Here is a 22,418-nt window from a genome sequence, read left to right as displayed (position 1 = left end):
GGATTGTAAGCATTTAAAACTAAACTTTTCTTAGACAATGAAAAAATGTTTAAGAAGGGAGACAGAATAGAAAATGAACATTTTGGAGATCAAAAACCTTTGCAAAGTATATGGAACAGGAGAGACAAGAGTTGATGCTCTTAAAGATGTCTCTTTTGATATAGAACAGGGAGAGTTTGTGGCAATAGTAGGACCCTCAGGGTCTGGCAAGTCTACACTGCTCCATATACTTGGCGGGGTTGACGTTCCTACATCGGGAAGCTGCAATATAGCAGGAACGGACATCGGAAAACTTGATGAGACCAAGCTTGCGATCTTTCGAAGAAGAAACATCGGACTTATTTATCAGTTTTACAACCTTATTCCGATCCTGAACGTGGAAGAGAATATGACACTTCCGATTTTGCTGGATGGGAAAAAGCCTGATAAAAAACTCCTTAATGACCTTGTGGAAAAGCTTGGATTAAAAGAGAGATTATCACATCTTCCAAATCAGCTCTCCGGAGGTCAGCAGCAGAGGGTATCAATAGGTAGGGCGCTTATGAATCATCCAGCTCTGCTTCTTGCAGACGAGCCCACAGGTAACCTGGATTCTGAGAACAGTAAGGAGATCATTTCGCTACTTCGAAAGTTCAACAAGGAAAACAACCAGACGGTCATCATCATCACCCATGATGAAAAGATAGCTCTTTCTGCTGACAGAGTTATCACCATCGAGGATGGCCAGATAACAAGAGATTCGAGGAAAGAAGGGGTGATGGCATCATGAACATTGTATCAACCCTGACACTTAGACACCTTCTTGGAAACAAGAAAAGATCGGTGGTAACAATACTTGGAATTGTGGCATCGACGGCACTTATAAGCGCCATTATTTTGGGTGTATTTTCTTTCTTTAAGTTCTTTGGTTATCTGTCAATACAGTCTGACGGAAACGTACATGCTCAGTTCAGTGAGATCACGTATAAGCAGTACGTATCACTGTCAGAGGATGACAGGATTGAAAGCGTTGGCCTGTGCGATACAACAGAGCAGAAAACCGGTGTAAGACTTAATGGCGGCAAAGAAGAGCGCTTTAGCATTGGAAATATTGAGCAGGCAGATCCTGTATATATGTCAATGAGGGTAATATCAGACTATGATGGAGTCCTTCCAAAGAATTCCTCCGAGGTAGCAGTTGAAGAGCAGTTCCTTATTGATAATGGCCTGGAGGATCTTAAGGTCGGAGATACCCTTACCTTTGAGCAGGGCTACAGATATATGTACGATGAGCAGGGTGAATTAGTATACCTGGGAGGAAACTACAGGTCAGATGAACAGTTCAAGGCGCTGTCCACTGAGACCTGCACAGTGACAGCAATTCTTCACGGCAACAAACCTACCGGAAGCTGGGATATTATAAGATGCCTGGATGAAGGCTATTTTCCTGACTCTGAAAAGGCCCAGGTGGTAATTTTGCTTAAAAACTGTGACCATACAGCGCTTAAGCAGATCAAGCACATCATCGCAGATCATGAGATCCAAAAGTACGATCTTAATACAGAGTATCTGCTTAGCTGCTTTGCTTTTGAGGGAAGCGGAGGCTCTTACAGGTCATTTTTCGTAATGATGGCAGTTGCACTTGCGATCGTGATCGTTACATCTGTCATTTTGATCTTCAATTCCATAGGTATGTCTCTTACAGAGAGAATGCGCTATCTGGGAATGCTTGCCAGCGTCGGAGCCACAGCAAGACAAAAGAGATCCTCAATTTATTTTGAAGGACTCATTCTTGGAATCATCGGTATTCCTTTGGGATTATTGTGTGGCTACATTGGAACCAGGATCACCCTGGCATTTCTTGGAAGGAGGATCCTTGAAGCTGACATTTTTGTAGGCGCAGAGGGGATGAGGGGCAGTATACCTGTAGTATGCGAGCCTCCTGTAATTGCAGCGATAGTGTTTTTTGCAGCGCTTACAATACTTATTTCAACCTTTGTTCCAGCCATCAGGGCAGCCAAGGTTATGCCTATTGATGCGCTCAGGCAGAGCAACGTGGTAAAAGTAAAAGCAAAGGGGCTTCGTGTGAATCCTCTAATCCGCAAGATCTTTGGATATGAAGGGGAGCTTGCTTACAAGAATATAAAAAGAAATGGTGTAAAGGGAAAGGTTATTACCGCTACTATCGCGGTTTCGGTGATCTTGTTCCTTACGATCAACTTTTTCTGTAATTCAATTGCAAGAGCCAATCAGTATGAGGTTGATTTTCCATATCAGGTTGTAGCATCCTGCCTGCTTTCGGAAAGTGACAAACTTAGGAGCGAAATAGAGCAGATAGAAGGCGTTAATGATGTTTACAGCGCCGGTATGATACAGTTTTTGTTTAGAAAGTCCCCTGAGTCACGTTACGAGCTGGCAAACACAGATATCGCTGATAAAAAGTTCCTTTCGCGTGGATTTGCTGATCTGAAATTAGATGGCATGGATGTGGTCATAGCTGATGATGAGGATTTTGATAAGATCCTTACAGATAATGGGCTTGAAAGGGACGAATACTATGGCGATACCTTAAAAGGTGTTTTGCTCAATGACTATTTCCGTGAAAATAAGCCCAGCGAGGTATTCAATGATAAGATTCTGGGACAGGTTCTTCACTATGATAAGGTGCAGGGAAATCCACCAGCTATAGAGATTGCAGCACTGGTAAAATATGACGGAAATAACAAGATTTATAACATGACACCTAAGACCAATATTGCTGTCTATGTGCCTGCCTCCATGTATTTTGAAAAAGCAAAAAAAGTTCTTCCCGAAGATATGCTCGTTCTGGATATGGGAGTTGAAACCTCACGTCCAGAAGAAGTCCTTGAAAGGATATATTCAATTTTGGAAGAGGGCGGATACCACAATTATTACGGTTCTAACATTTACTCTACAATAAAGGCTATGGATACTATCACGCTGATGCTTAAGACAGCCATGTATGGGTTCACTATTCTTCTTACTCTTATAGCCATTGCAAATATCGTTAACACGATCTCAACGGGAGTGCTCCTTAGGAGAAAAGAGTTCGCCATGTATAAATCTGTGGGCCTTGACAATACAGGGTTTAAAAAGATGATAAGGCTTGAAACGCTTCTTTATGGCATAAAGGCGCTTATTTGGGGCTTTTCAATATCTCTTTTGCTCAGCTACATCATGTACTCGACCTTCGATATGAAGCTGCTTACCTTCGATCCTGACTTGCTCATGTACGGTGTGACAGTGATAGCAGTGTTCGGAATTCTTGGAATCAGCATGGCGCTTAGCATAAGCAAGATCAAGGATGACAACATCATTGAAGCCCTTAAGGAAGACGCGGTATAACAAAACTAAATAAAACAGTGTAAAACGGACCCAAATCAGTGTATGATTGGGTCTGTTTTTTCTCGAATGATAGAGTATTATGGAATGGAGGGTAATGAACTGCATGCATGTGTATGGAATGAAGGATAAACAGAAATGACTATGAGGGAATTTCTTTTAGGCGCAATAATACTTAGCATATTTGCTATGCTTTTTGAGGGGGTTGTTGTATTTAGAAACCTCAAGAACAAGCTTCATGCATATCTTTTTCTCAACTGCATCACAATGCTGGTCAACAATACCGGATATCTTCTGGAACTTCTTTCAAAAACTGAAGATGGCTATATTGCTGCTCTAAAGTTCTCGTATGCAGGTAGAGCGTTTATTTTATTTTCCATTATTATGATTTCTGCTGAGCTGTGTCACATTTCGATTCCGAAGCTCCTTGTAAGAGCATTACTTCTAATTGATGTGTTTGTTTATGCCATCATTTTTACATTTCAGAACCATAATCTATACTATTCCAAAATCTGGTACGACAAGACCGGTATGTTTCCGGTTCTTTTGAAGAGAGCCGGTATTGTACATAAGGCGTTTATGCAGTATCAGGCTGTTGTCATTGTGATCGTTTTAGCAATGCTGTTCAGATCCATAAAATATCACAAGGGTAAAATCGCCAAAAGGCGTGTCTTTATCATTATCGGTGGATTCCTCATTGCGTCAATTCTTTATCTGTTCCAGATTGTACATGTTTTCTTTATTACATATTACTTTGACTTAACTGTTTTTGGAAATGTTGCAATCACTATTTCCATGTTCATAGCCATATTCAGATATAACCTTCTTGGGGTCATTGATATGGCCAGAGATTATATTGTGGACAGGTTATCAGAGGGAGTTATTGCTCTTGATGTTGACGACAAGCTTCAGTACTACAATGAGCATGCAAAAGAGCTGTATCCTGAGATCACTAAAGATCCAATGAATGTCGTTAATACCTTAAGAGAGGCTATCATAAGAGGCGATACCATTGAGATTGGCGATAAGTATTACACACCAGAGGAAAAAGAGCTTTCGGCAGATGGGGAAGTTATAGGAAAGCTCTATGCGTTGGTTGACTCAACTGTACTTAAACAGAGGGAGTACCAACTAAAATCAGATGCGGCTATTTTGGAAATGGCCGCAAACAGTATGAAAGAGCGTTTGAATGCCACAGAAGAGATTCTTAGTCAGGACAGGGCAATGCGCCATGACAGGAGACACTTCGAAGCACTCATCTTATCGCTGATTCAGAATGGAAAATTGGATGAAGCCCAAAAATGCCTTGAGGAACGAATGTCACAGGAGCCGCGAGGAAGCAGGACCTTTTGTGAGAATACAACTGTCAATGCTGCGCTTATGCACTATGTGGCCATAGCTGAGAGGAATAATATAAGAATAAAGGTATCGGCCAACATTCCCCATAATGTTGGTGTTGATGAGATGCAACTGGCTATTGCTATAAGCAATTTGCTAGAAAATGCGATTCACGCTTGTGAAAAGGTTCCGGAGAATGAACGATTCATTGAAGTTACCAGTAAATTTAAGCAGCAGCTTCTTTTAGAGATATCAAATTCCTGTCAGGGGCAGGTAAAGCTTGATGAAGATGGGCATCCTGTAACTTCAAAAGAAGGACATGGAATCGGAACCAGAAGCGTTCTTGACTTTGTGAAAAAGACCTGCAGTGAGATCAGATACATTACAGGGGACAATACATTTAAAGTACAAATGTTAATAGGATAGTATGAGGGTAAGCTTTTATGAAAAGAAGTGTTTTGTATTTTTTATTCTTAGCCTTTTGTCTGGGACTACTTAGCGGTTGTGGAGCCAAAGTTCAGGAAGGTAAAACAACCATAACCTTTCAGACCTGGAATCCTGCTGACTACGGGCCAGATAGCCCAATTTATCAGATTATTGATTCTTTTGAAAAAGAGAATCCGGATATACATGTAGAATATGTCTTTACCAAATCAGTCGCATATCAGGAGCATATGAGGGTAGAGCTGATAGATGGTGATGGGCCTGACATATATGGAATAAGTACCGGTTCAGCTTTTGATACATTTCGGATTTTTGAAGAAGACCTGACTCCCTTTTGTGAAAGAGAATGGGGGGAGGATTGGAAGGAGAAATTTCTTGATTCATGTCTGGATAGCGTAAGTGGCGCTGATGGTAGGATTTATGGACTTCCCCTGGGGCAAACCTATGCAGGGTATATGTGGGCAGACGTAGATATGCTAAAACACTATGGGTGCGAAGTTCCAGCTGATTATCAGGATATGAAGAAAACCTGTCAGACACTTCGTGAGAATGATCAGATGCCTTTGGCAATTGGAGCCAAGGATTCATGGATGAATCTTGATATGTGGATGTCAATTGCTGCAGACTGCGACAAGGATGCCTTATACGATGCGATAGAAGGAAAGGTGAGTTTCGAGTCAGAGCCTATAATAGAATCCTTCAGAATATGGCAGGATTGCTTTGTTAGCGGAGTATTTCAGGATAAAGCAGTGAAGATGCCCATTTATGATACTATAAATGACATGTTCCAGCGAGATGGCAAGATACCTATGATTACCAATGGTTCCTGGGCTATGAACATGTACACATTAAGCGATGAGAGAACCAGGGGTGTTGTTGACAGAGAGGGCGCAGACCATGATGTTTTTCTTATTGACTGGAATGGCGATGGGAAAATAGCCCCTGTAACTGCAAATCCTGATGTGGTCCTTTGCATGAATCCTGAATCAACGCAAAAAGAAGCGGCTTTCCGATTTATGGACTATCTGGTAAACGAAGGTCAGGATCTTTTGGTCAATCAATATCTTGAGTATATGCCATCCAGAGCAGATATGGAGCTAAACGTTCAGAGGCTTAGCGAGGATGGTCAGAAAAATCTTAATGTGATAATAGAAAACGGCAAAAACAATGTAGCGGGACCAAGAGGAATCAAGTATGAGGACTTAAGTCTTGCTGTTTGTAATGAACTAAAAGAACTTGCGATAGGTAAAATTACGCCGGAGGAAGCCGCCAGTCAGATTGAGAGAGTATCTAAAGAAACAATACGATAAATATGGCTTACGGGGCAGTCTGATGCGACAGCCCCTTCAAACCGCGGAAAAAGCTTGTAATGCCCGCCAGTATTCCTATTGTGCCCAGGCTGAACATAACGATGGGAAATGCTTTGGAAGAAGCTATGATCTTGGTTGGATCATCAGGATTATAATAAATGTTTATTTCTTTTCCCTCATACATTGAGGCATTGTATTCTCCCATAACGGTTTCAATTTCCCTACCATCCGCATTGAACTTTACGGAAACCTTATAATCATAATCTTCGGTGGCAGAATCATATGTTTCCTCAATATGCGTAATTACACCGGTTGTTTCCGTAAAAACTGCACGGTTTCTGATATTTGTGATTCCTGTAAAGATTGTGAAGCATCCGGCTGCAAAGAAGAGGATAGGCATTACAAATCTCGTAAATACTCCGTTCATTTTATGCACCTCCTTCAGATTTATACATAAATTATACCATTTTGCGCATATTAATTTTGCAAAAAAAGTAAACAATAAACTGCATCCATGCGACGAACTGTTGAAAAATGCACTTCCCAAAAGTAAAATAATATTTAGCGACGTTGACTTTTTTCCTAGGAGGTGCTTATGCGATACTCTATTGAAGGCGAACCATTACCTGTTGTTATATGTGACGTTGAAAACGGGGAAATGCTGAAATGCGAAAGCGGTTCTATGGCCTGGATGACTCCGAATATGAAAATGGAGACAAAGGGTGGTGGAATGGGAAAGATTCTGGGACGGGCTTTTTCAGGAGAATCTATTTTTCTCAATAACTTCACAGCAGAAGGCGGCCCCGGAACAATTGCTTTAGCTTCCAATGTACCCGGTTCCATAAGAGCCTTCGAGATTAGCCCCGGGCATGATATAGTTGCGCAGAAAAATGCGTTTCTTGCCTGCGAAGCGGGAGTTGATCTGGATATCTTTTTTCAAAAGAAATTTGGCACCGGAATCTTCGGTGGAGAAGGCTTTATAATGCAGAGGCTTTCAGGGCAGGGAATAGCTTTTGTTGAATTTGACGGCCATTGCAAGGAATATGATCTTGCAGCAGGGCAAAGTATGATTGTAGATACTGGATATCTAGCAGCTATGGACTCTACTTGCTCCATTGATGTAAGGACTGTACCCGGAATTAAAAATGCGCTGTTTGGAGGGGAGGGGCTGTTCAACACAGTAATCACAGGCCCCGGACATATATGGCTTCATACCATGCCTGTTTCACATCTTGCAGGTGCATTACTGCCTTATATTCCATCAAAGAGCTGAAAATTTATCTGCTGATATATTTTGAAATATATGATATATATCATATATATTTGATATGAGATTTTTTTACTAAATTAGATCATCTCAACCACGTTTAAAAATATTTATTCATGAATTCGGAACTCACTTCGATACTCTTTACCGGATCATTGTCAATCCAGTTCATGTGAGTTTCCAAAATAACTGCCATAACACCCTTTTCCTTTATGACTTCAGAAAGGCCCTTAAGATTCATATTGCCTTTTCCAAGCTCTGTGGCCTTTTCTTTAAGGATGGGTGTCATATATGGTCCTTTTTGAGTGTTTCCTCTGTCATTAATATGCCAGTACTTAAGACGTGAACCGAGCTTTTCTATTATTGGATAGACGTCAGCTCCTCCGTCAGTCATCCAATATGTGTCCAGCTCAAAATTCACATATTCATCGTCAGTGTTTTCTATAATCACATCATAAGCTGTCTTATCCGTTGAAACCTTCTGCAATTCACAGTTGTGATTATGATATAAAAGCTTTACGCCGTGTTCTTTCAGAGCTTTTCCTGCAGTATTTAACCGCTCTGCCAGACTCTCAACCTCGTTTAAATCGCTATAATCAAACCTGTACATTCCTGTTATAACAACTACGTCTGTGCCATAGCTTTTTGCAAGATTCGCAACTTTCTCAGGATCTGCTTCTATTGCACCGAGATTTGAATGCATACTGCTTACCTTGAGCCCGCTCTCATAAATAAGCGTATGCCAATCCTGATTACCGCTGTTTCCTATGTCCATTCCACCAAATTTTGTCAAAAGCTTTACTATAAAAGAAGATTTTTCTATCATGAAATCATTTATCTCTATATAATCATATCCGGCAGCCTTAACATGTTTCAAAGCGTCAAGCGTAGTGTCGTAATTATCTGATACTGTACCGAGCATAATCTGCTGCACACCTTTTTTTACAGTATTCTCCTGAGTATTAAGCTGTGCACTGAAATAATCAGCTATTTCTTTTCTTGTAACTTCATAAGGTCCTGCTGTGGCATTTAGATATATATTTCTTATCAAGAAGGCAATAATCATGCACAACACGGCAATTAAGACGGTGAAAATTAGCGGCTTTTTTTCCTTTAACTTTCTCATTTTAGATACTTATATTTCCTTTCAGTTTATTTTTGCTTATAATATAATCATCATGTGTTGATTTCAACCGACAAATATTTTACTTCTGTTGATTTCAGAAAAGGAGTATCAATGACTGCCTCCGGAGAGACCAAGATTTTACATACAAAAGAGCGTATAAGAAATTCCCTTATACAAATGCTTGGAAATATCACTATAGAAAAGATAACTATAAAGGAATTATGTATGACAGCCGGCATAAACAGGACAACTTTTTATAAATATTATGGCAGTCAATATGACGTGTTAAACGAAATTGCTTCAATATATATATCTAAAACAACCGCTCTGCTTATGGAGAATTTAGCCGAGGATCGGAAAATAGCTGATGATTTGGTAAATGCACTTCAGTTCATAAAAGACAATGCGAATTTTTTTATCTTATTTCTGGGAAAAGATAACTTAAATCCTATATCAGATATAAGCTCATTACTACCGGATTTTAATAAATTTGTGCTGGCATCTATGCGTAATTCATCTATCACAGAATATGAAAAAAAATATCTGTCCTCCTTTGTTTTACACGGAAGTGTCAAAATGATAAGTGACTGGATATCTGACGGATGCAGCCTTAGCTGTCAGAAAATGTGCAGTTTAATATTAAATACATCCGGAAGAGTAATAGGAATATGAATTGTAGTAAATGAAAGGAGCTATGGAAAACTTTACTTTTTACTCACCAACTTTTTTTGCCTTTGGAAAAGACACAGAGGAATACACTTATTTCACTAGATTTTACACCGAAGTTAAATTACTAAAGAGATTGACGTATTAGGCAAATATAGATACACTATAATTATGGATATAGTGTATCTATATTTGTCAAGGAGATTATATATGGGAGCAATCTACACAGAAGCACAGAAAGAAGCCACGAAAAGATATGTTAATTCCACTGATCAAATCAGGGTTCGAACAGATAAGGGGAATCTTGATTTTATCAAAGAACATGCTAAGACTATGGGTGAAACCATGGGAGAGTTCGTTAACAGGGCAATCATGGAGGCTATCTACCGTGATAGGGGAGAAATCCTTATCGAGATGGTGCACAGCGATGAGTATGACATTTCAGGACGACTTCTTTTATCCAGCGATGATCACTACGAAATAGACTATATTGTAGGTGGTGTCCGAAAGATTAAGAAACTGGATGAGCAGAAAGATGTACCAAGTAGTTTTGTATCTGACTATGCATGGATGTCTCTCGAGAATGAATATGAGAATGAACTGTTAGGCGGTGAATGAAATGGCAATGTTTACTTTGATGCGTAAAAATGAAGAAGTGATGATACTTCAGATAGGTGAAGACGGAAATATAGTTAAGCTTGGTAAAAAGGAGAATACAGCTCTTTTACCATTGCAAAACAGGACTAGTTCCAGGGGAGTTATTGAGTGGTGGCGTGACAGAGCTATTCCGATAAAACAGGGAAAGATAGAAAAGATGTTAAGGGACAATGGCATTGAAACAACAGGTCTTTTCCTGACGCAAAACCTTGGACTCAGCCTTACTGATTATTATTGGATCAGGCCTTTGGGATCAGACCTTACCTGGGAAAAGGTAAATCTGTTTGACAATGACTTTAAAGAGAATCTGTTGTTGGGAAAGATCAAGATGGGGGATGATGAAGTTGAGGAATATCACCCCAATTCATCGCTCCAGGGTAATCTGGAAAAGACATGGATCATTGACCGGGGAACTCGGAAACTTGTGAAGGGAAACCATGATATATATTCAAGTGAAAGTATCAATGAGGTTATCGTAAGCGAAGCAATAAAGGCACAGGGAAGGGATGCAGTACAATACTCACTTTTGCACATTGATGGCAAGGAATATGATTACGGATGCGTTTCAGATCTTTTTACAACACAAAAAAAAGAACTGGTTTCTGCTTATGCTGTTATGACGAGTGAGCAAAGGCCAAATAATCTTTCCAGATATGAGCATTTTATAAATGTATGCGATAAAAATGGTCTTGATAGAAATACGGTCAGAGAGTATCTGGAATTCGAGATCCTTATAGATTTTATCTTTAGTAACCGTGACAGACATCTGACTAATATAGCTGTCCTGCGAGATGCAGATACTCTAAAGTTCATATCCATGGCGCCTATTTATGATAGTGGAAAGAGTATGTTGGTTGGCAGGGATATTGTTCCGGTAACAGATAAGTATGTACTCTCTCAGGATGCTCAGGGCTTTAAGGAAAAGGAACTGGAACTTTTAAAGTATGTCCAGAACAAAAAGCTTATTGATATCGGGCTGCTTCCAAGCCAGGAACACATTAGGGAGATGTATCATAAGGATTCGCAGGTGAGTGAAGACAGGATTTCTTTTGTACTTGAAATGTACAAGAGAAAAATCGATATGTACGAGAGATTTGCCTCGGGTGAGAATTTGAGCAGCATAAGATTCTGAAAATAATTTTTGGATAGTAAATCAGTGTAAAAAGACTCCAAATAAGTGCAAGGAGTCTTTTTTATTTTGCAAAGTGTATAGGCATCAATATGATCAGAAACAGCGGCCAGCAGCCAGCAGACTATTAAGGAGGATAGATCGGAAGAATAAAAGAACTATTGTTCTGCAAACGTTTGTTTGTTATAATCTGAATATGCATTCTTGAATCAACAATTCAAGAATGCATCAACCAAGCCAATTTAAATCGACTTCGTCGATGAGGCTTGGTTGACTCTTCACTCATATTCTCACGAAATCCGCAGTATATGCGGATTTCTGGAATTTAGTTCAAGATGTCATACTTTTTTAGGAGAGATACTTATGTTGGAATTATTAGAGAATCTCAACGAAGCCCAAAAAGAGGCTGTAATCACTACAGAAGGTTATGTTCGGGTTGTAGCAGGTGCGGGAAGTGGCAAGACAAGAGCCATTTCATATAGATTTGCTTATCTGGTTAATGCCCTGGGAATTCTTCCGGGGCATATTCTTTGTGTTACTTTCACCAACAAATCAGCAGCTGAGATGAGGCAGAGAATACATCTTTTGACAGGGGACAATGATACAGGATATATCAATACATTTCATGGATTCTGTGTTTCTGTCCTGCAGGAGGACTCTCATGCCATTCAGTATCCCAAGAGCTTTCTGGTTCTTGATAATTCCGATATTGACGATATTCTTTCAATTATATATGAGGAGCGAGGACTAACACTTCGCGACAAGACTTTTAGCGCAGCAAGGGATATGTTTGAGACGAGAAAGTGCGTTACAGAGCCCAAGTATTACAGGGATATGCTGAATATGTCCATTGATGCGTTAAAAGAGAAATATGACAGCGCTGACAATGTGGATGATATTCTCTTTTACGGATATCTTTATCAGGAGAAAAAGTGCTTTGGCCTTGATTATAATGACCTTATTAACTTTACACTCCACATTTTCCGTGAGCATGAGGATATCAAGATTAAATGGCAAAAGCGCCTTGAGTACATCATGATAGATGAGTTTCAGGATATTGATGCTCTGCAGTATGAACTTATGGAAGTGCTGTCATCCTACCACAAGAATCTCTTTATCGTGGGAGATCCTGACCAGACCATATATACCTGGCGTGGAGCAAGTGTGGGATTTTTGCTTAACTTTGATGAACACTTTAGAAATGTTAAGACCATATATATGAACGACAACTATAGATCAACACCGCAGGTAATAGCTGCTTGTAACAGCCTCATTGATAAAAATGTCCATAGACTTAAAAAGGAGCTGGTGTCTATGAATGAAGGCGGGGACAGTGTATTGTGCCATCTTGCGCCTGACACTGCAGATGAAGCAGACTGGATAACCGGACAGATGCTGGTTCTAAAGGGAATGGGCGTGCCATACAGGGATATGGCTGTGCTTTACAGAGCTCACTACGTCACCCGTACTATTGAAACAGGACTTATCAAAGAGAAGATACCTTACACTATTTATTCCGGAGTCCAGTTTTATGGACGAATGGAGATAAAAGACGCACTTTGTTACCTTCGTATGATCCTGTACAAGGATGATGTATCATTCAGGCGAATAGTTAATGTTCCAAAGAGAAATCTTGGTAAAAGACGAATGGCATTTCTGGAAGAATACGCAAGAAATAACAATTGCAGTCTTTACATGGCTCTTTATGAGAATCTTGAGCATGAGACTATTAAGGGTACCAGGGCAAAAGAGTTCATTGATATAATTGAGAGATTTTCAGAAAATTATGAGGATGTGCCGGTATCAGAGCTTTTGACAAAAGTCCTTCAGGATAGCAGATATGAGGAAATGCTTAGGACTGAAGGTGCGCAGGATAGACTTGATAACCTGGCAGAACTTAAACAGTCCATTTTTGAATATGAGACTACCTGCGGAGAAGAAACCAATTTAGAGAGCTATCTTCGTCACATAGCTCTTTTCACCAATGCTGATTCTGATGTCCAGGGCGAGGACAAAGTAAGGCTCATGACAGTGCATGCTGCCAAGGGACTGGAGTTTCCTTATGTATTCCTGTGCGGTATGAATGAAGGTATATTCCCATCAAGGAAGGTTCATACTCTTGAGGGCATGGAAGAGGAGAGACGCCTTGCCTTCGTTGCCATGACCAGAGCGCAAAAGCGCCTTTTTATCAGTGAAGCAGGAGGCAAGACTTTTGAAGGAATACCAAGATATCCATCACGTTTTATCATGGATATAGACAGAGAGCTTCTGGAATTTACACAGGAGCCCGACGAGAACATGATGGCGGCTGTTCGCAAGTTCATAGATAACGATTCAAGGCATCTTAAAGGTGCATCAAAGCTCAACTTACTAGAGCTCGGCACCCGCGTTTCACATGCCATCCTTGGAGAAGGAACTATTCTTTCGCTGAATATGGACGATGAGACCTATAGCATCAAGTTTGACGAGATGGAAACACCTAGGGAAATATCATTTAAAATGAGGCTGACAGTTGTGTGATTTAAATAGTTTATAGAAGCGCTGTGAAGGGGCTTGTGTTATTTGAATCCTATCGATAAGAGAATCATTGCAAAGTGGGTATGCGTAAATTACAATATTTACAGGAAGATAGCATGATAATGGAGTAATGTAATATGGGACAATACCTTAATCCTGGAAATACTGCATATGAAGAAGCAGTAAATTCTCAGATTTTTATTGATAAGTCTGAAATAATTTTATTTCTGAACTCAATTACACGAACAAACCAAAAATATGTCAGTGTTTCCAGACCGCGTAGGTTTGGTAAAACAATGGCTGCGGATATGGTTTGTGCATATTATGATAGAAGTGTAGATAACAGAGAGCTATTTGGAAAACTAAAACTTGCTTCTGCTGATCAAGCTGAAAAGAAAGCTGAATGGGATAAGTACCTTGGTAAATTTGATGTTATACGTATAGTTATGACCAAGTTTTTTAATGGTAAAAGTTCTGCTGATGAATCACTTGATAAGATGCAGCGAATAATTTCGAGAGAAATAATAAAGGCATATCCTGATGTAGATTATTTTGATGAATCAGATCTTATACAGACAATAGATGATGCATATTCAGACAATGAAAATCAGGTTGTATTTGTAATAGATGAGTGGGATGCGGTTTTTAGAGAATGCAAGGAAGATAAAGAAGGACAGATTCATTACCTTGATTTTTTGAGGGATATGCTAAAAGATAAAGACTATATAGCACTTGCTTATATGACAGGTATTTTGCCAATAAAGAAATATGGTAAACATTCGGCTCTTAACATGTTTACAGAGTATTCTATGACTTATCCAAAGCAGTTTGCTCCTTATACTGGATTTACTGTGGAAGAAGTAAGGAATTTATGCAATAAATATGGCATGGATTATCATGAAGTTGAAAATTGGTATGACGGATATGAAGTAAGTGACATTATTCCTATAGATAAAAGAGAAGAATACCGCCAAGGGAAATACGAAGGTCATAAAGTTTCTATATACAGCCCCCTGTCTGTTGTTGAGGCAATGGTTAATGGAGAAATAAAAAATTACTGGAATAAAACCGAATCTTATGAAGCATTGGCGGAATATATAAAAAAAGATTACGATGGGTTAAAGGAAGTTGTTACATTACTCATGGATGGAGCGAGGGTAACTGTTGATACAGCAACGTATCAGAATGATATGACTACATTTACCTGCCGTGATGATGTATTATCTTTGCTCATTCATCTTGGATATCTTGGATATGATGATGGAACTAGTGAAGTTTATATTCCAAATCGTGAAATACTGGAGGAATTCAAGGCATCCACAAAAGGAACAGAATGGGTAGATAGTTTTAAGTCCTTCGAAATATCACAGGAATTATTATCTGCCACTTTGGAAAGAAACGCTACAAAAGTAGCAGAGCTTCTTGAGCAGGCTCACGACCGTGCAGGCAACAAAACATACAATGATGAAGCTGCTCTTAGCTATGCTATTCAGTATGCGTACTATGCTGCACAGAAGTATTATACGACCATTCTTGAATTGGATACCGGTAAAGGTTATGCAGATATTGTATATATTCCATCACCCAAGCATCCTGAAAAACCTGCTATGGTGATAGAACTTAAATATAACAAGGATGCAGAGACTGCGCTTTCTCAGATAAAAAAGCAGAATTATCCTTCAAGACTTGAACATTATAAAGGCAATATCTTACTTGTAGGGATTGATTATGATAAAGATGTTTCTAATACAAGTGGAGAGTTTAAAAGACATAAATGTGTGATTGAAATGGCATAATAAAAATGCTGTAAATTGCGATTGAGATTTAGTATCTTAATCGCTCTCAACCCTTGATTTTTCCTACGTTTTTTTATAAAATACATACGTGTGTGAGTGCATAAATAATTATGCTTTTTGAACAGTATGTGGGAAACAAGGATGTTGACTATTTATGATAAATGGGAAGGAATTTGTAGAGCAGAGCAGTAGCTGTGCTCCTCTTGATGAATATAAAAAGCCCAAGGGCGGATTCTGAATACAATCAGAGTGTGCCTTTGGGCTTTTTGTTGTATTCATAAATACAAAACATAACTGAAAGGTGATCATATATGATCAGATTATTCCAAAACAAGAGTACGACAAAAGGATTTGCGTATATTGATGCATGGATTAGTAAATACCTTATGGAAAGCATTCTTAGAAAATTTGAAAATAGAATGGAATTTAGCTTATGAAAAGAAAAGTATTATATAGACTTTTGACGTTTATAACCATTATGGCGACGTTGACTGCATGTGGTAAGAAAAACGACAAAATCGTACAAAACACGGAAACACCCGTGAATTCTGGTGGTGAAGCAAGCAGTCTTACAGACATGGATGTTGATAATAAAACAGGCAGTGCGGTAGATGCTTCATCTGTTGAAGATAATAATATTGACAGTACTGTTAATATTGATAAATTGCAGGAAAAATTTGCTAAGGATGTGCGCGATGGAAAGGCATGTTCAGCTGTACAGACAGCCATTGCACGCAAGCAGAATGAGCTTGTTGCATCAGGTAAGCCTTACAGTGAGATACAGGAAGAATATAATGCTTTGACAGACCAGTTCTTTCTGAATGAGATAGCGTACGCTTATAGATTGCCTTTAGAAAATCTGAGTATGGACCAGTTTGTTGATGATGAGACAGGTGCATTCTATAATCCTATGGCAGAGGATGGAACCTTTGGAACAGGTATGTTTATTATTCCTGATGAAGAAGAAAACGAATCTGTTGATGATTATTCATATGATCCAGATTTTTTCTTTCTTACCTATGAAGAATTTGAAGCTTTAATGAAATGGAAACATGATGATTGGAAGGGGGATGTATACCAGTTCCTCGGAGATAATCCATATATTAAACGAGTGGTATGGAAACCTCTAATATCCGGCGAGGAGTTCACGTTACTAGCAGATGAGATTACTCCGGGAGATGAGGGTTCACCTTTTTTCTATCTGAATGGTAAAAAATGTGTATTCTGGGATTTGGATAGATCGACAACAGGGGATAATTATATTGTGATTAATGGAGTAAAAGTGAAAACTATCGGTAAGTATGATATATATGACGACACTGATAGTATAACATCGCTGGAGCGGCTCCAAGAAGAACAGATTGAGATACTTGAGATAGATGAGCTGAGAATGCATCAGTATAGAGGGTTCCCATACGATACAGAACCAGTATCAACTTATCATTATGTAACAGTAAATTGTGCAGTTAGCGATGGACAGCACTATATTAACCGAGTGTACGAAAGTCGCATTAAAAAGCTTCATGAAGAAGGTTATTCCTGGGAAGAGTTGACGTATCAGAATTATCAGACAGCCATGCTTGAGAGCATAATGAAACAATGCGAGGAAGCTGTCAAAAAACTCAAAGAAGGTTTCAGCCAGAATGTTCGTAACAATCAGCTTCCACCGTTTTCTGATGACGGACAGACAGATAATAATGCGGATAGACAGGTAGAAGCAGATAATAACGAGAACAATGCTGATGCTTCAGTTACAGAGACCTCTCAAGAAACAAAGCAGGAAGGAAATAATTCGGGTTATACTATGCCGGAAGGCTATTATTATCAGGAGCTTGTAGGTGATACTATCCCTATTAACGGCGCGGTTCCAACAAGCGTTATGACATTCCAAGATAATAATGGAATAAGCGTTACGCTATATGACGCAAACCATCAGATAGTGGCTTCCTATATGGGCACTTCCATGGATCATGTTAAATATAAATATGCATATTTGACAGACCTCTATGTTAACGGAGTTGGTGGATGTGTGTTCTTTGTAGCCGGAACGGATTCACCTGTTTCAGGAAATTTAAATCACAGTAACACTGGTGAAGTGGAGACTGATAAAGGGATGACTACCGGAACAGCCTATGGCAACGATGGTTATTAACATTCAGATCTTCGCATTATCTGAACGTTTGTGTAAATTATAAAAAGTGAAGTAAGTGATTAAAAAAGTATATGAAAAGAAATAGTTTTATTAAAGCACTGTGTTTGTGTCTTTCAATTAGCACATTAAGCGGGTGCTCATTCGCAAAAAAAGAAGAAGATTCATCTGAAAAGGAAACTACAGTAACTGAGATGTCAGGTAACTTAGAAGATTCTGCTGTGACAGATGCATCTGAAGATGAAAAAATCGACTTAGTTACAGCACAGCAGGAATTTGCTGAAAATCCCAAGGACATCAATTCTTATATTAAAGTCAGAAAAGCTATCAGTCAGGAAAAAGAAGAACTGCTTTCCTCAGATAAAGATGATGATACAAAAATCTCTGAGCTTAACGTTTTAAATCAGAAAGAGTATATTGATCAGATTTCTCTTTTGTATGGAATTCCTGCTGATGATCTTGACATATCAATGTTTTGGAATTCTTCTCAGGGTGTGTTCTATGATCCAAGGATGAAAGGCGGCCTGGGAGATGGAGAAATTGAAACCAATACAATAACAGCAGAAGACGGTACTATATGTGAATGGGTAAATGATGAGGAAATCTACGATATATATCCTGTTGATATAGTGGATGCAGTAAATAAATATCGTATGAATATTTTGTTGTTAGAAGCAGAGAATCGTGGTACTGCTCCTGATGGTATAAGACCAAAAGGTATGGATGTTATTTATCCAAATGCCAACATTAATCTTCCTACTAATGATGTAAAGTCTTTGGGAGATGATTTAATCCCCGGCTATAATCTGATTTCGTGTAATGGATCCAAGGCAATCGTACTTAGTTTTGAATCCTTCTATGGTGAAACAAAGACAATCACTATAAATGGCCAGGAAGTTACAGTATACAACTATAACGATACTATTGATGAGGATTCGCCGGTATATAATCAAAAATTAAGAGACATGGATGTTTGGGAACTTTGGGAAGAAGATATTGTTAGGCTGTATGATAAACCATATCCATTTAATACCGGTCTTTTAAGAATGTGGATGTATGATGAGAATGCTTTTGAAATTTTATGGCTCGATCCTGAGAGTCCGATTAAGGTTTCAATGTTTTCTGATAATCGTCAGGAATATCTTAATAACGTTCATCAGTATCTTGCAGAAACATTCCATGAATATGGTTATTCATGGGATGAACTGACTTATCAGAATTACAGGGATACCATGGCTAAATACTATGCTAAGCAAAAAAGAGATTACCAAGAGTTGGTTCAAAGATCTCGTGCAGAATTCAAAAAAGCTATGGAACAGTTTGCTAAATCCTCTTCTTTAATTGAAAATATGGATTTTGATGACAACAATGATTCAAGTGAGAGTGCGGCAGCTACGGAAGTAACGCAGGTAGAAGAAGCACAGCCGGAATCAAATGTGATCACTGACGGCGATAGCTGGAATCAGATAATTGTTGGAGACATAGTACCGGTAGCAGGAAAAGTGCCTGTCACTTGTTATACGCATATATCTAATGGGCATATACTTGCACAATTATATGATGAAAATTATGGTATAGTATCTAGTGCTGACTTAACTCCATATGGAATGGATCATACCAACTACAAGTATGTATACTTTACTATGGTTGCAAATATTGGAAATGGTACTGCAATATGGCAAATTGCCGGAACAGATGATGCTTCTATGAGCGGAAATCTTGGTTACCATGACCAGGGAACTATTGAAACCGAGCAGGGAGAATCTTCAATAGAACAGTACGACGGTAACTGACGATAACTTGATTTTATGAGGGAGCAATCAGACTTGGTTGCTTCCTTTTTTAGACTATATATTCTTGAACATAAAGTTCAAGAATATATCAACCATGCCAAATTGAATCGACTACGTTGATGAGGCATGGTTGACCCTTGTATCACCTTCTCACGAACCCCGCAGCAAGTGCGGGGTTCTGTAATTTCATTTAATAAGTCATACATTTTCAAAAATAGAAGTCTATAACTATTTGGATTTAAGTATTAAATATAGTAATATTTTTTGCATAAGATTTTTTTAATTCTAGTTATTGCACTATCCCTTTATAGAAACAACGAAAGAGGACTTAATAGGATGAAATTAGACAGCAAGTTAATTGCAGATAGAATTGTAATAAGAAATTATGAAATAGATGATAAAGAGTTTTGTACCGGCATGTGGTTTGACAAAGAAAATGGAAAGTATCTAAGTGATCCTACTGAAGAATACGTTGATGAAGTTTTTCAAAATGCTGTAGATACTATGCAAGACAGCAAGTATGGTTATTATTTAGTAATTGAAAAAATTGCAGATGGTGAAAGAATAGGCTCTTGCTGTGCATTTCCTAATGATGATGGAAGCATAATAGATGTTGGCTACTGTATAAATAAAAAGTTTTGGCGAAATGGCTATGCCTCAGAAGTAGTAGACAAGTTGATTAAGTGGGCTTCTGATCAGACATTTAAAGCCATAACAGCAGAAGTGGCAAAGGAGAATGTTGCATCATGTGGTCTTATGAAAAAGCTAGGATTTAATGTAAAAGAAGAAACATCCTTCAAGAAGTATAATATGGATATCACTTATGATAGTTATGTTTTTGAATATATAATCTAATAAACTACAATAAAGGCAGTACAGCCTTATTAAATCGACTGCTATTTTAACAAGTTCAAGAAAAGTGGCAGAAGCAGAATAAAATGCAATAGTCAGTTATATCAGAATAAAAACCATCGAATATCAGCATGATTGGTTTTTACGATCTTATTTGCACACAGTCGATAATGATTGTGTGCAAATTTTCTATTCAGTATAATGGTAGATAGCAGAGGCTACAAGGATAAAGAAAATGTTTTTTTCAAAAGTTGAATTCCTAACCATTGAGGAGGGACTGGGCGTTCAGTGTATGCATATCGGCTCCTATGATGACGAACCTGCAACGGTACAGATGATGCATGACTTCATGGAACAGCAGGGATACAAACTAGATATTACTGAAAAAAGACTTCATCATGAAATATACCTAAGTGATGCAAGGAAGCTAGCTCCGGAGAAACTTAAAACTGTGATAAGACATCCTATAAAGCAAAAAGATACAAGTAACTTCTAACTATGACTGACACAAAGAAATAACTAAATCTGGTAATGTAAATTGGAGGAATGATCATGGAATATATTAGAGTTACCAAGGACAATTTAGAGGAAGAGCACATTTGCTGCGCTATATCCAATAATAAAGACGTTCAGGTTTCATCAAAGAAAGCCTGGCTTGCAGATAGATTCGATGAGGGACTTGTCTTTTTAAAGAGCGCGGAGCGTGGCAAATGCTTTATTGAGTACATTCCTGCTGAGAGTGCATGGGTCCCTATTGAGGCTGATGGTTATATGTACATAGATTGCCTGTGGGTTTCTGGCTCTTTTAAAGGACATGGCTATTCCACAGAGCTTCTGGATGCCTGTATTGCTGACAGTAAGGAAAAGGGTAGGAAAGGACTTTGCATTCTTTCATCAGCCAAGAAAAAGCCATTTCTTGCGGATCCTAAGTTCTTGAAATATAAAGGCTTTGAAGTTTGTGATGAAGCTGATAATGGTATTCAACTTTGGTACCTGCCATTTGATGAGAAGGCTGTCAAGCCAGCTTTTAAGGAATGTGCCAAGCATCCACACATAGATGAAAAAGGCTATGTGCTTTATTACACAAACCAGTGTCCATTTAATGCTAAGTATGTTCCTGTCTTGGAAGAAACCGCCAAGAAGAACAACATTCCGTTCAAAGCAATCAAGATCCAAAGTATAGACGAAGCTCAGAACGCACCTACTCCTATCACAACATATTCTTTCTTCTGTGATGGCGAGTACGTGACCAACGAGCAGATGAATGATAAGAAATTCCTTAAGCTGATTGGGAAGTAATAATACATAGTTGATGCGTGATTCATGTCAGAAAAAGAGTCGCAGAGAGGTTTTTACGATAGTAATTCGTGAGAACCTCTTTTTTCTTGCGCTTCAATATAGTATCATCGAAGAAACATAGATGTGATGCGCATTCTTGGAAGATTAATGACTGGAGGACTAAATGACTAGAATATACTTCGTTAGGCACGCAGAACCAGACAAAACTGTGGAAGGATGACAGGACAAGACCGCTTTCTAAGAAAGGTCTTTCTGATACACAAATAGTTTTTGATAAAAGAGATGTCGTTGAGATAAACGAAATAGGGCATAAAGAAATAGTGCAGGGAATCGGAAGGCATAATCTGACTGACACGTTACCTGAGGATATGAGCGTATTCCAGACCACAATCAGAGACAGCGATGATATCGACAGATTCGATATTATCAGGATTGCAATGGCTATGGGGAGCTCTGTTCACGAAAAGACAAATGCCGAGATCATCGAATCCTGTCAAAAACAGATTGATATAGCTAGATGGTATATGACACTTCCAAGGGGAACTAAGACCGCCAAGGATATGATGGATAAAGAACTAACTCAGAGAATTGAACTTCTTGAACAGATCATAGCGCAGGCTAAGAAAGGCTTTGAATAAAACAATGAATGCTTTAATCATTAATTGCAGTCCTGTAAAAACGGGAGCTACAGCAGAAATTGTAAACATCATAGATAAAGAAATATCATCTAGAT

17 protein-coding genes and 1 pseudogene are annotated in these 22,418 nt (G+C 38.7%); 16 read left to right on the top strand and 2 right to left on the bottom strand.

Annotation, left to right across the window (positions count from 1 at the left end):
- The first annotated feature begins 73 nt into the window (after positions 1-73).
- The 4 genes from BM146_RS14520 (at position 74) to BM146_RS14505 (ending at position 6,434) form a co-directional block, all read left to right on the top strand.
- Positions 74-769 carry an ABC transporter ATP-binding protein gene (locus BM146_RS14520; protein WP_074890587.1) on the top strand — a complete coding sequence of 232 codons (696 nt, stop codon included), beginning with the start codon at positions 74-76 and terminating at the stop codon, positions 767-769.
- Positions 766-3,345: an ABC transporter permease gene (locus BM146_RS14515; protein ID WP_074890585.1), complete on the top strand. Its 2,580-nt coding sequence runs from the start codon at positions 766-768 to the stop codon at positions 3,343-3,345. Before BM146_RS14520 ends, BM146_RS14515 begins: the two co-directional genes overlap by 4 nt.
- Before the next feature lie 135 nt (positions 3,346-3,480).
- Entirely contained in the window at positions 3,481-5,106 is a 1,626-nt protein-coding gene (locus BM146_RS14510) for a histidine kinase N-terminal 7TM domain-containing protein (protein WP_074890582.1), read from the top strand.
- A gap of 17 nt (positions 5,107-5,123) precedes the next feature.
- A complete protein-coding gene (locus tag BM146_RS14505; RefSeq protein ID WP_074890580.1) occupies positions 5,124-6,434 on the top strand; it encodes an ABC transporter substrate-binding protein in 1,311 nt (436 codons plus the stop codon).
- A gap of 7 nt (positions 6,435-6,441) precedes the next feature.
- On the opposite strand, the gene BM146_RS14500 is transcribed toward BM146_RS14505, so the two are convergent.
- On the bottom strand, positions 6,442-6,861 hold the full coding sequence (locus tag BM146_RS14500; protein ID WP_074890577.1) for a DUF3592 domain-containing protein: 420 nt from the start codon (positions 6,859-6,861) through the stop codon (positions 6,442-6,444).
- A gap of 168 nt (positions 6,862-7,029) precedes the next feature.
- Here BM146_RS14500 and BM146_RS14495 point away from each other — a divergent pair, with 168 nt between their 5' ends.
- Entirely contained in the window at positions 7,030-7,707 is a 678-nt protein-coding gene (locus tag BM146_RS14495) for a TIGR00266 family protein (RefSeq protein WP_074890575.1), read from the top strand.
- A 94-nt stretch (positions 7,708-7,801) separates the two neighbouring features.
- Here the strand turns inward: BM146_RS14495 and BM146_RS14490 are convergent, their stop codons facing one another.
- A complete protein-coding gene (locus BM146_RS14490) occupies positions 7,802-8,767 on the bottom strand; it encodes a sugar phosphate isomerase/epimerase family protein (RefSeq protein ID WP_143087501.1) in 966 nt (321 codons plus the stop codon).
- 171 nt (positions 8,768-8,938) lie between these two features.
- On the opposite strand from BM146_RS14490, the gene BM146_RS14485 reads away from it, so the two are divergent.
- From BM146_RS14485 to BM146_RS14435, 11 genes and pseudogenes are all read left to right on the top strand, one after another.
- On the top strand, positions 8,939-9,499 hold the full coding sequence (locus BM146_RS14485) for a TetR/AcrR family transcriptional regulator (RefSeq protein WP_074890573.1): 561 nt from the start codon (positions 8,939-8,941) through the stop codon (positions 9,497-9,499).
- A 204-nt stretch (positions 9,500-9,703) separates the two neighbouring features.
- Positions 9,704-10,111 (top strand): hypothetical protein, encoded by a 408-nt coding sequence (locus BM146_RS14480; protein WP_074890570.1) that lies wholly within the window; start codon positions 9,704-9,706, stop codon positions 10,109-10,111.
- Between the two features lies 1 nt (position 10,112).
- Positions 10,113-11,282, top strand: a complete 1,170-nt coding sequence (locus BM146_RS14475; RefSeq protein ID WP_074890569.1) for a HipA domain-containing protein — start codon at positions 10,113-10,115, stop codon at positions 11,280-11,282.
- A gap of 360 nt (positions 11,283-11,642) precedes the next feature.
- Positions 11,643-13,799, top strand: a complete 2,157-nt coding sequence (locus BM146_RS14470) for an ATP-dependent helicase (protein ID WP_074890566.1) — start codon at positions 11,643-11,645, stop codon at positions 13,797-13,799.
- A gap of 134 nt (positions 13,800-13,933) precedes the next feature.
- Complete coding sequence (locus tag BM146_RS14465; RefSeq protein WP_074890563.1) at positions 13,934-15,592, top strand: AAA family ATPase; 1,659 nt, start codon at positions 13,934-13,936, stop codon at positions 15,590-15,592.
- Between the two features lie 433 nt (positions 15,593-16,025).
- Positions 16,026-17,744 carry a hypothetical protein gene (locus BM146_RS14460; protein WP_074890561.1) on the top strand — a complete coding sequence of 573 codons (1,719 nt, stop codon included), beginning with the start codon at positions 16,026-16,028 and terminating at the stop codon, positions 17,742-17,744.
- A gap of 71 nt (positions 17,745-17,815) precedes the next feature.
- Entirely contained in the window at positions 17,816-19,534 is a 1,719-nt protein-coding gene (locus BM146_RS14455) for a hypothetical protein (protein WP_074890559.1), read from the top strand.
- A gap of 336 nt (positions 19,535-19,870) precedes the next feature.
- A complete protein-coding gene (locus BM146_RS14450) occupies positions 19,871-20,389 on the top strand; it encodes a GNAT family N-acetyltransferase (protein WP_074890556.1) in 519 nt (172 codons plus the stop codon).
- Positions 20,390-20,594: 205 nt separating this feature from the next.
- Positions 20,595-20,882: pseudogene (locus tag BM146_RS14445) on the top strand (GyrI-like domain-containing protein); the annotation flags it as partial.
- A gap of 56 nt (positions 20,883-20,938) precedes the next feature.
- A complete protein-coding gene (locus tag BM146_RS14440; protein ID WP_074890554.1) occupies positions 20,939-21,685 on the top strand; it encodes a GNAT family N-acetyltransferase in 747 nt (248 codons plus the stop codon).
- Positions 21,686-22,005: 320 nt separating this feature from the next.
- Positions 22,006-22,323: a phospholipase D-like domain-containing protein gene (locus BM146_RS14435; RefSeq protein WP_143087498.1), complete on the top strand. Its 318-nt coding sequence runs from the start codon at positions 22,006-22,008 to the stop codon at positions 22,321-22,323.
- Positions 22,324-22,418: the final 95 nt, after the last annotated feature.

The organism is Butyrivibrio proteoclasticus, assembly GCF_900115735.1.
GTDB lineage: Bacteria > Bacillota > Clostridia > Lachnospirales > Lachnospiraceae > Butyrivibrio > Butyrivibrio proteoclasticus_B.
This window is presented reverse-complemented; position numbering and strand designations above follow the sequence as displayed.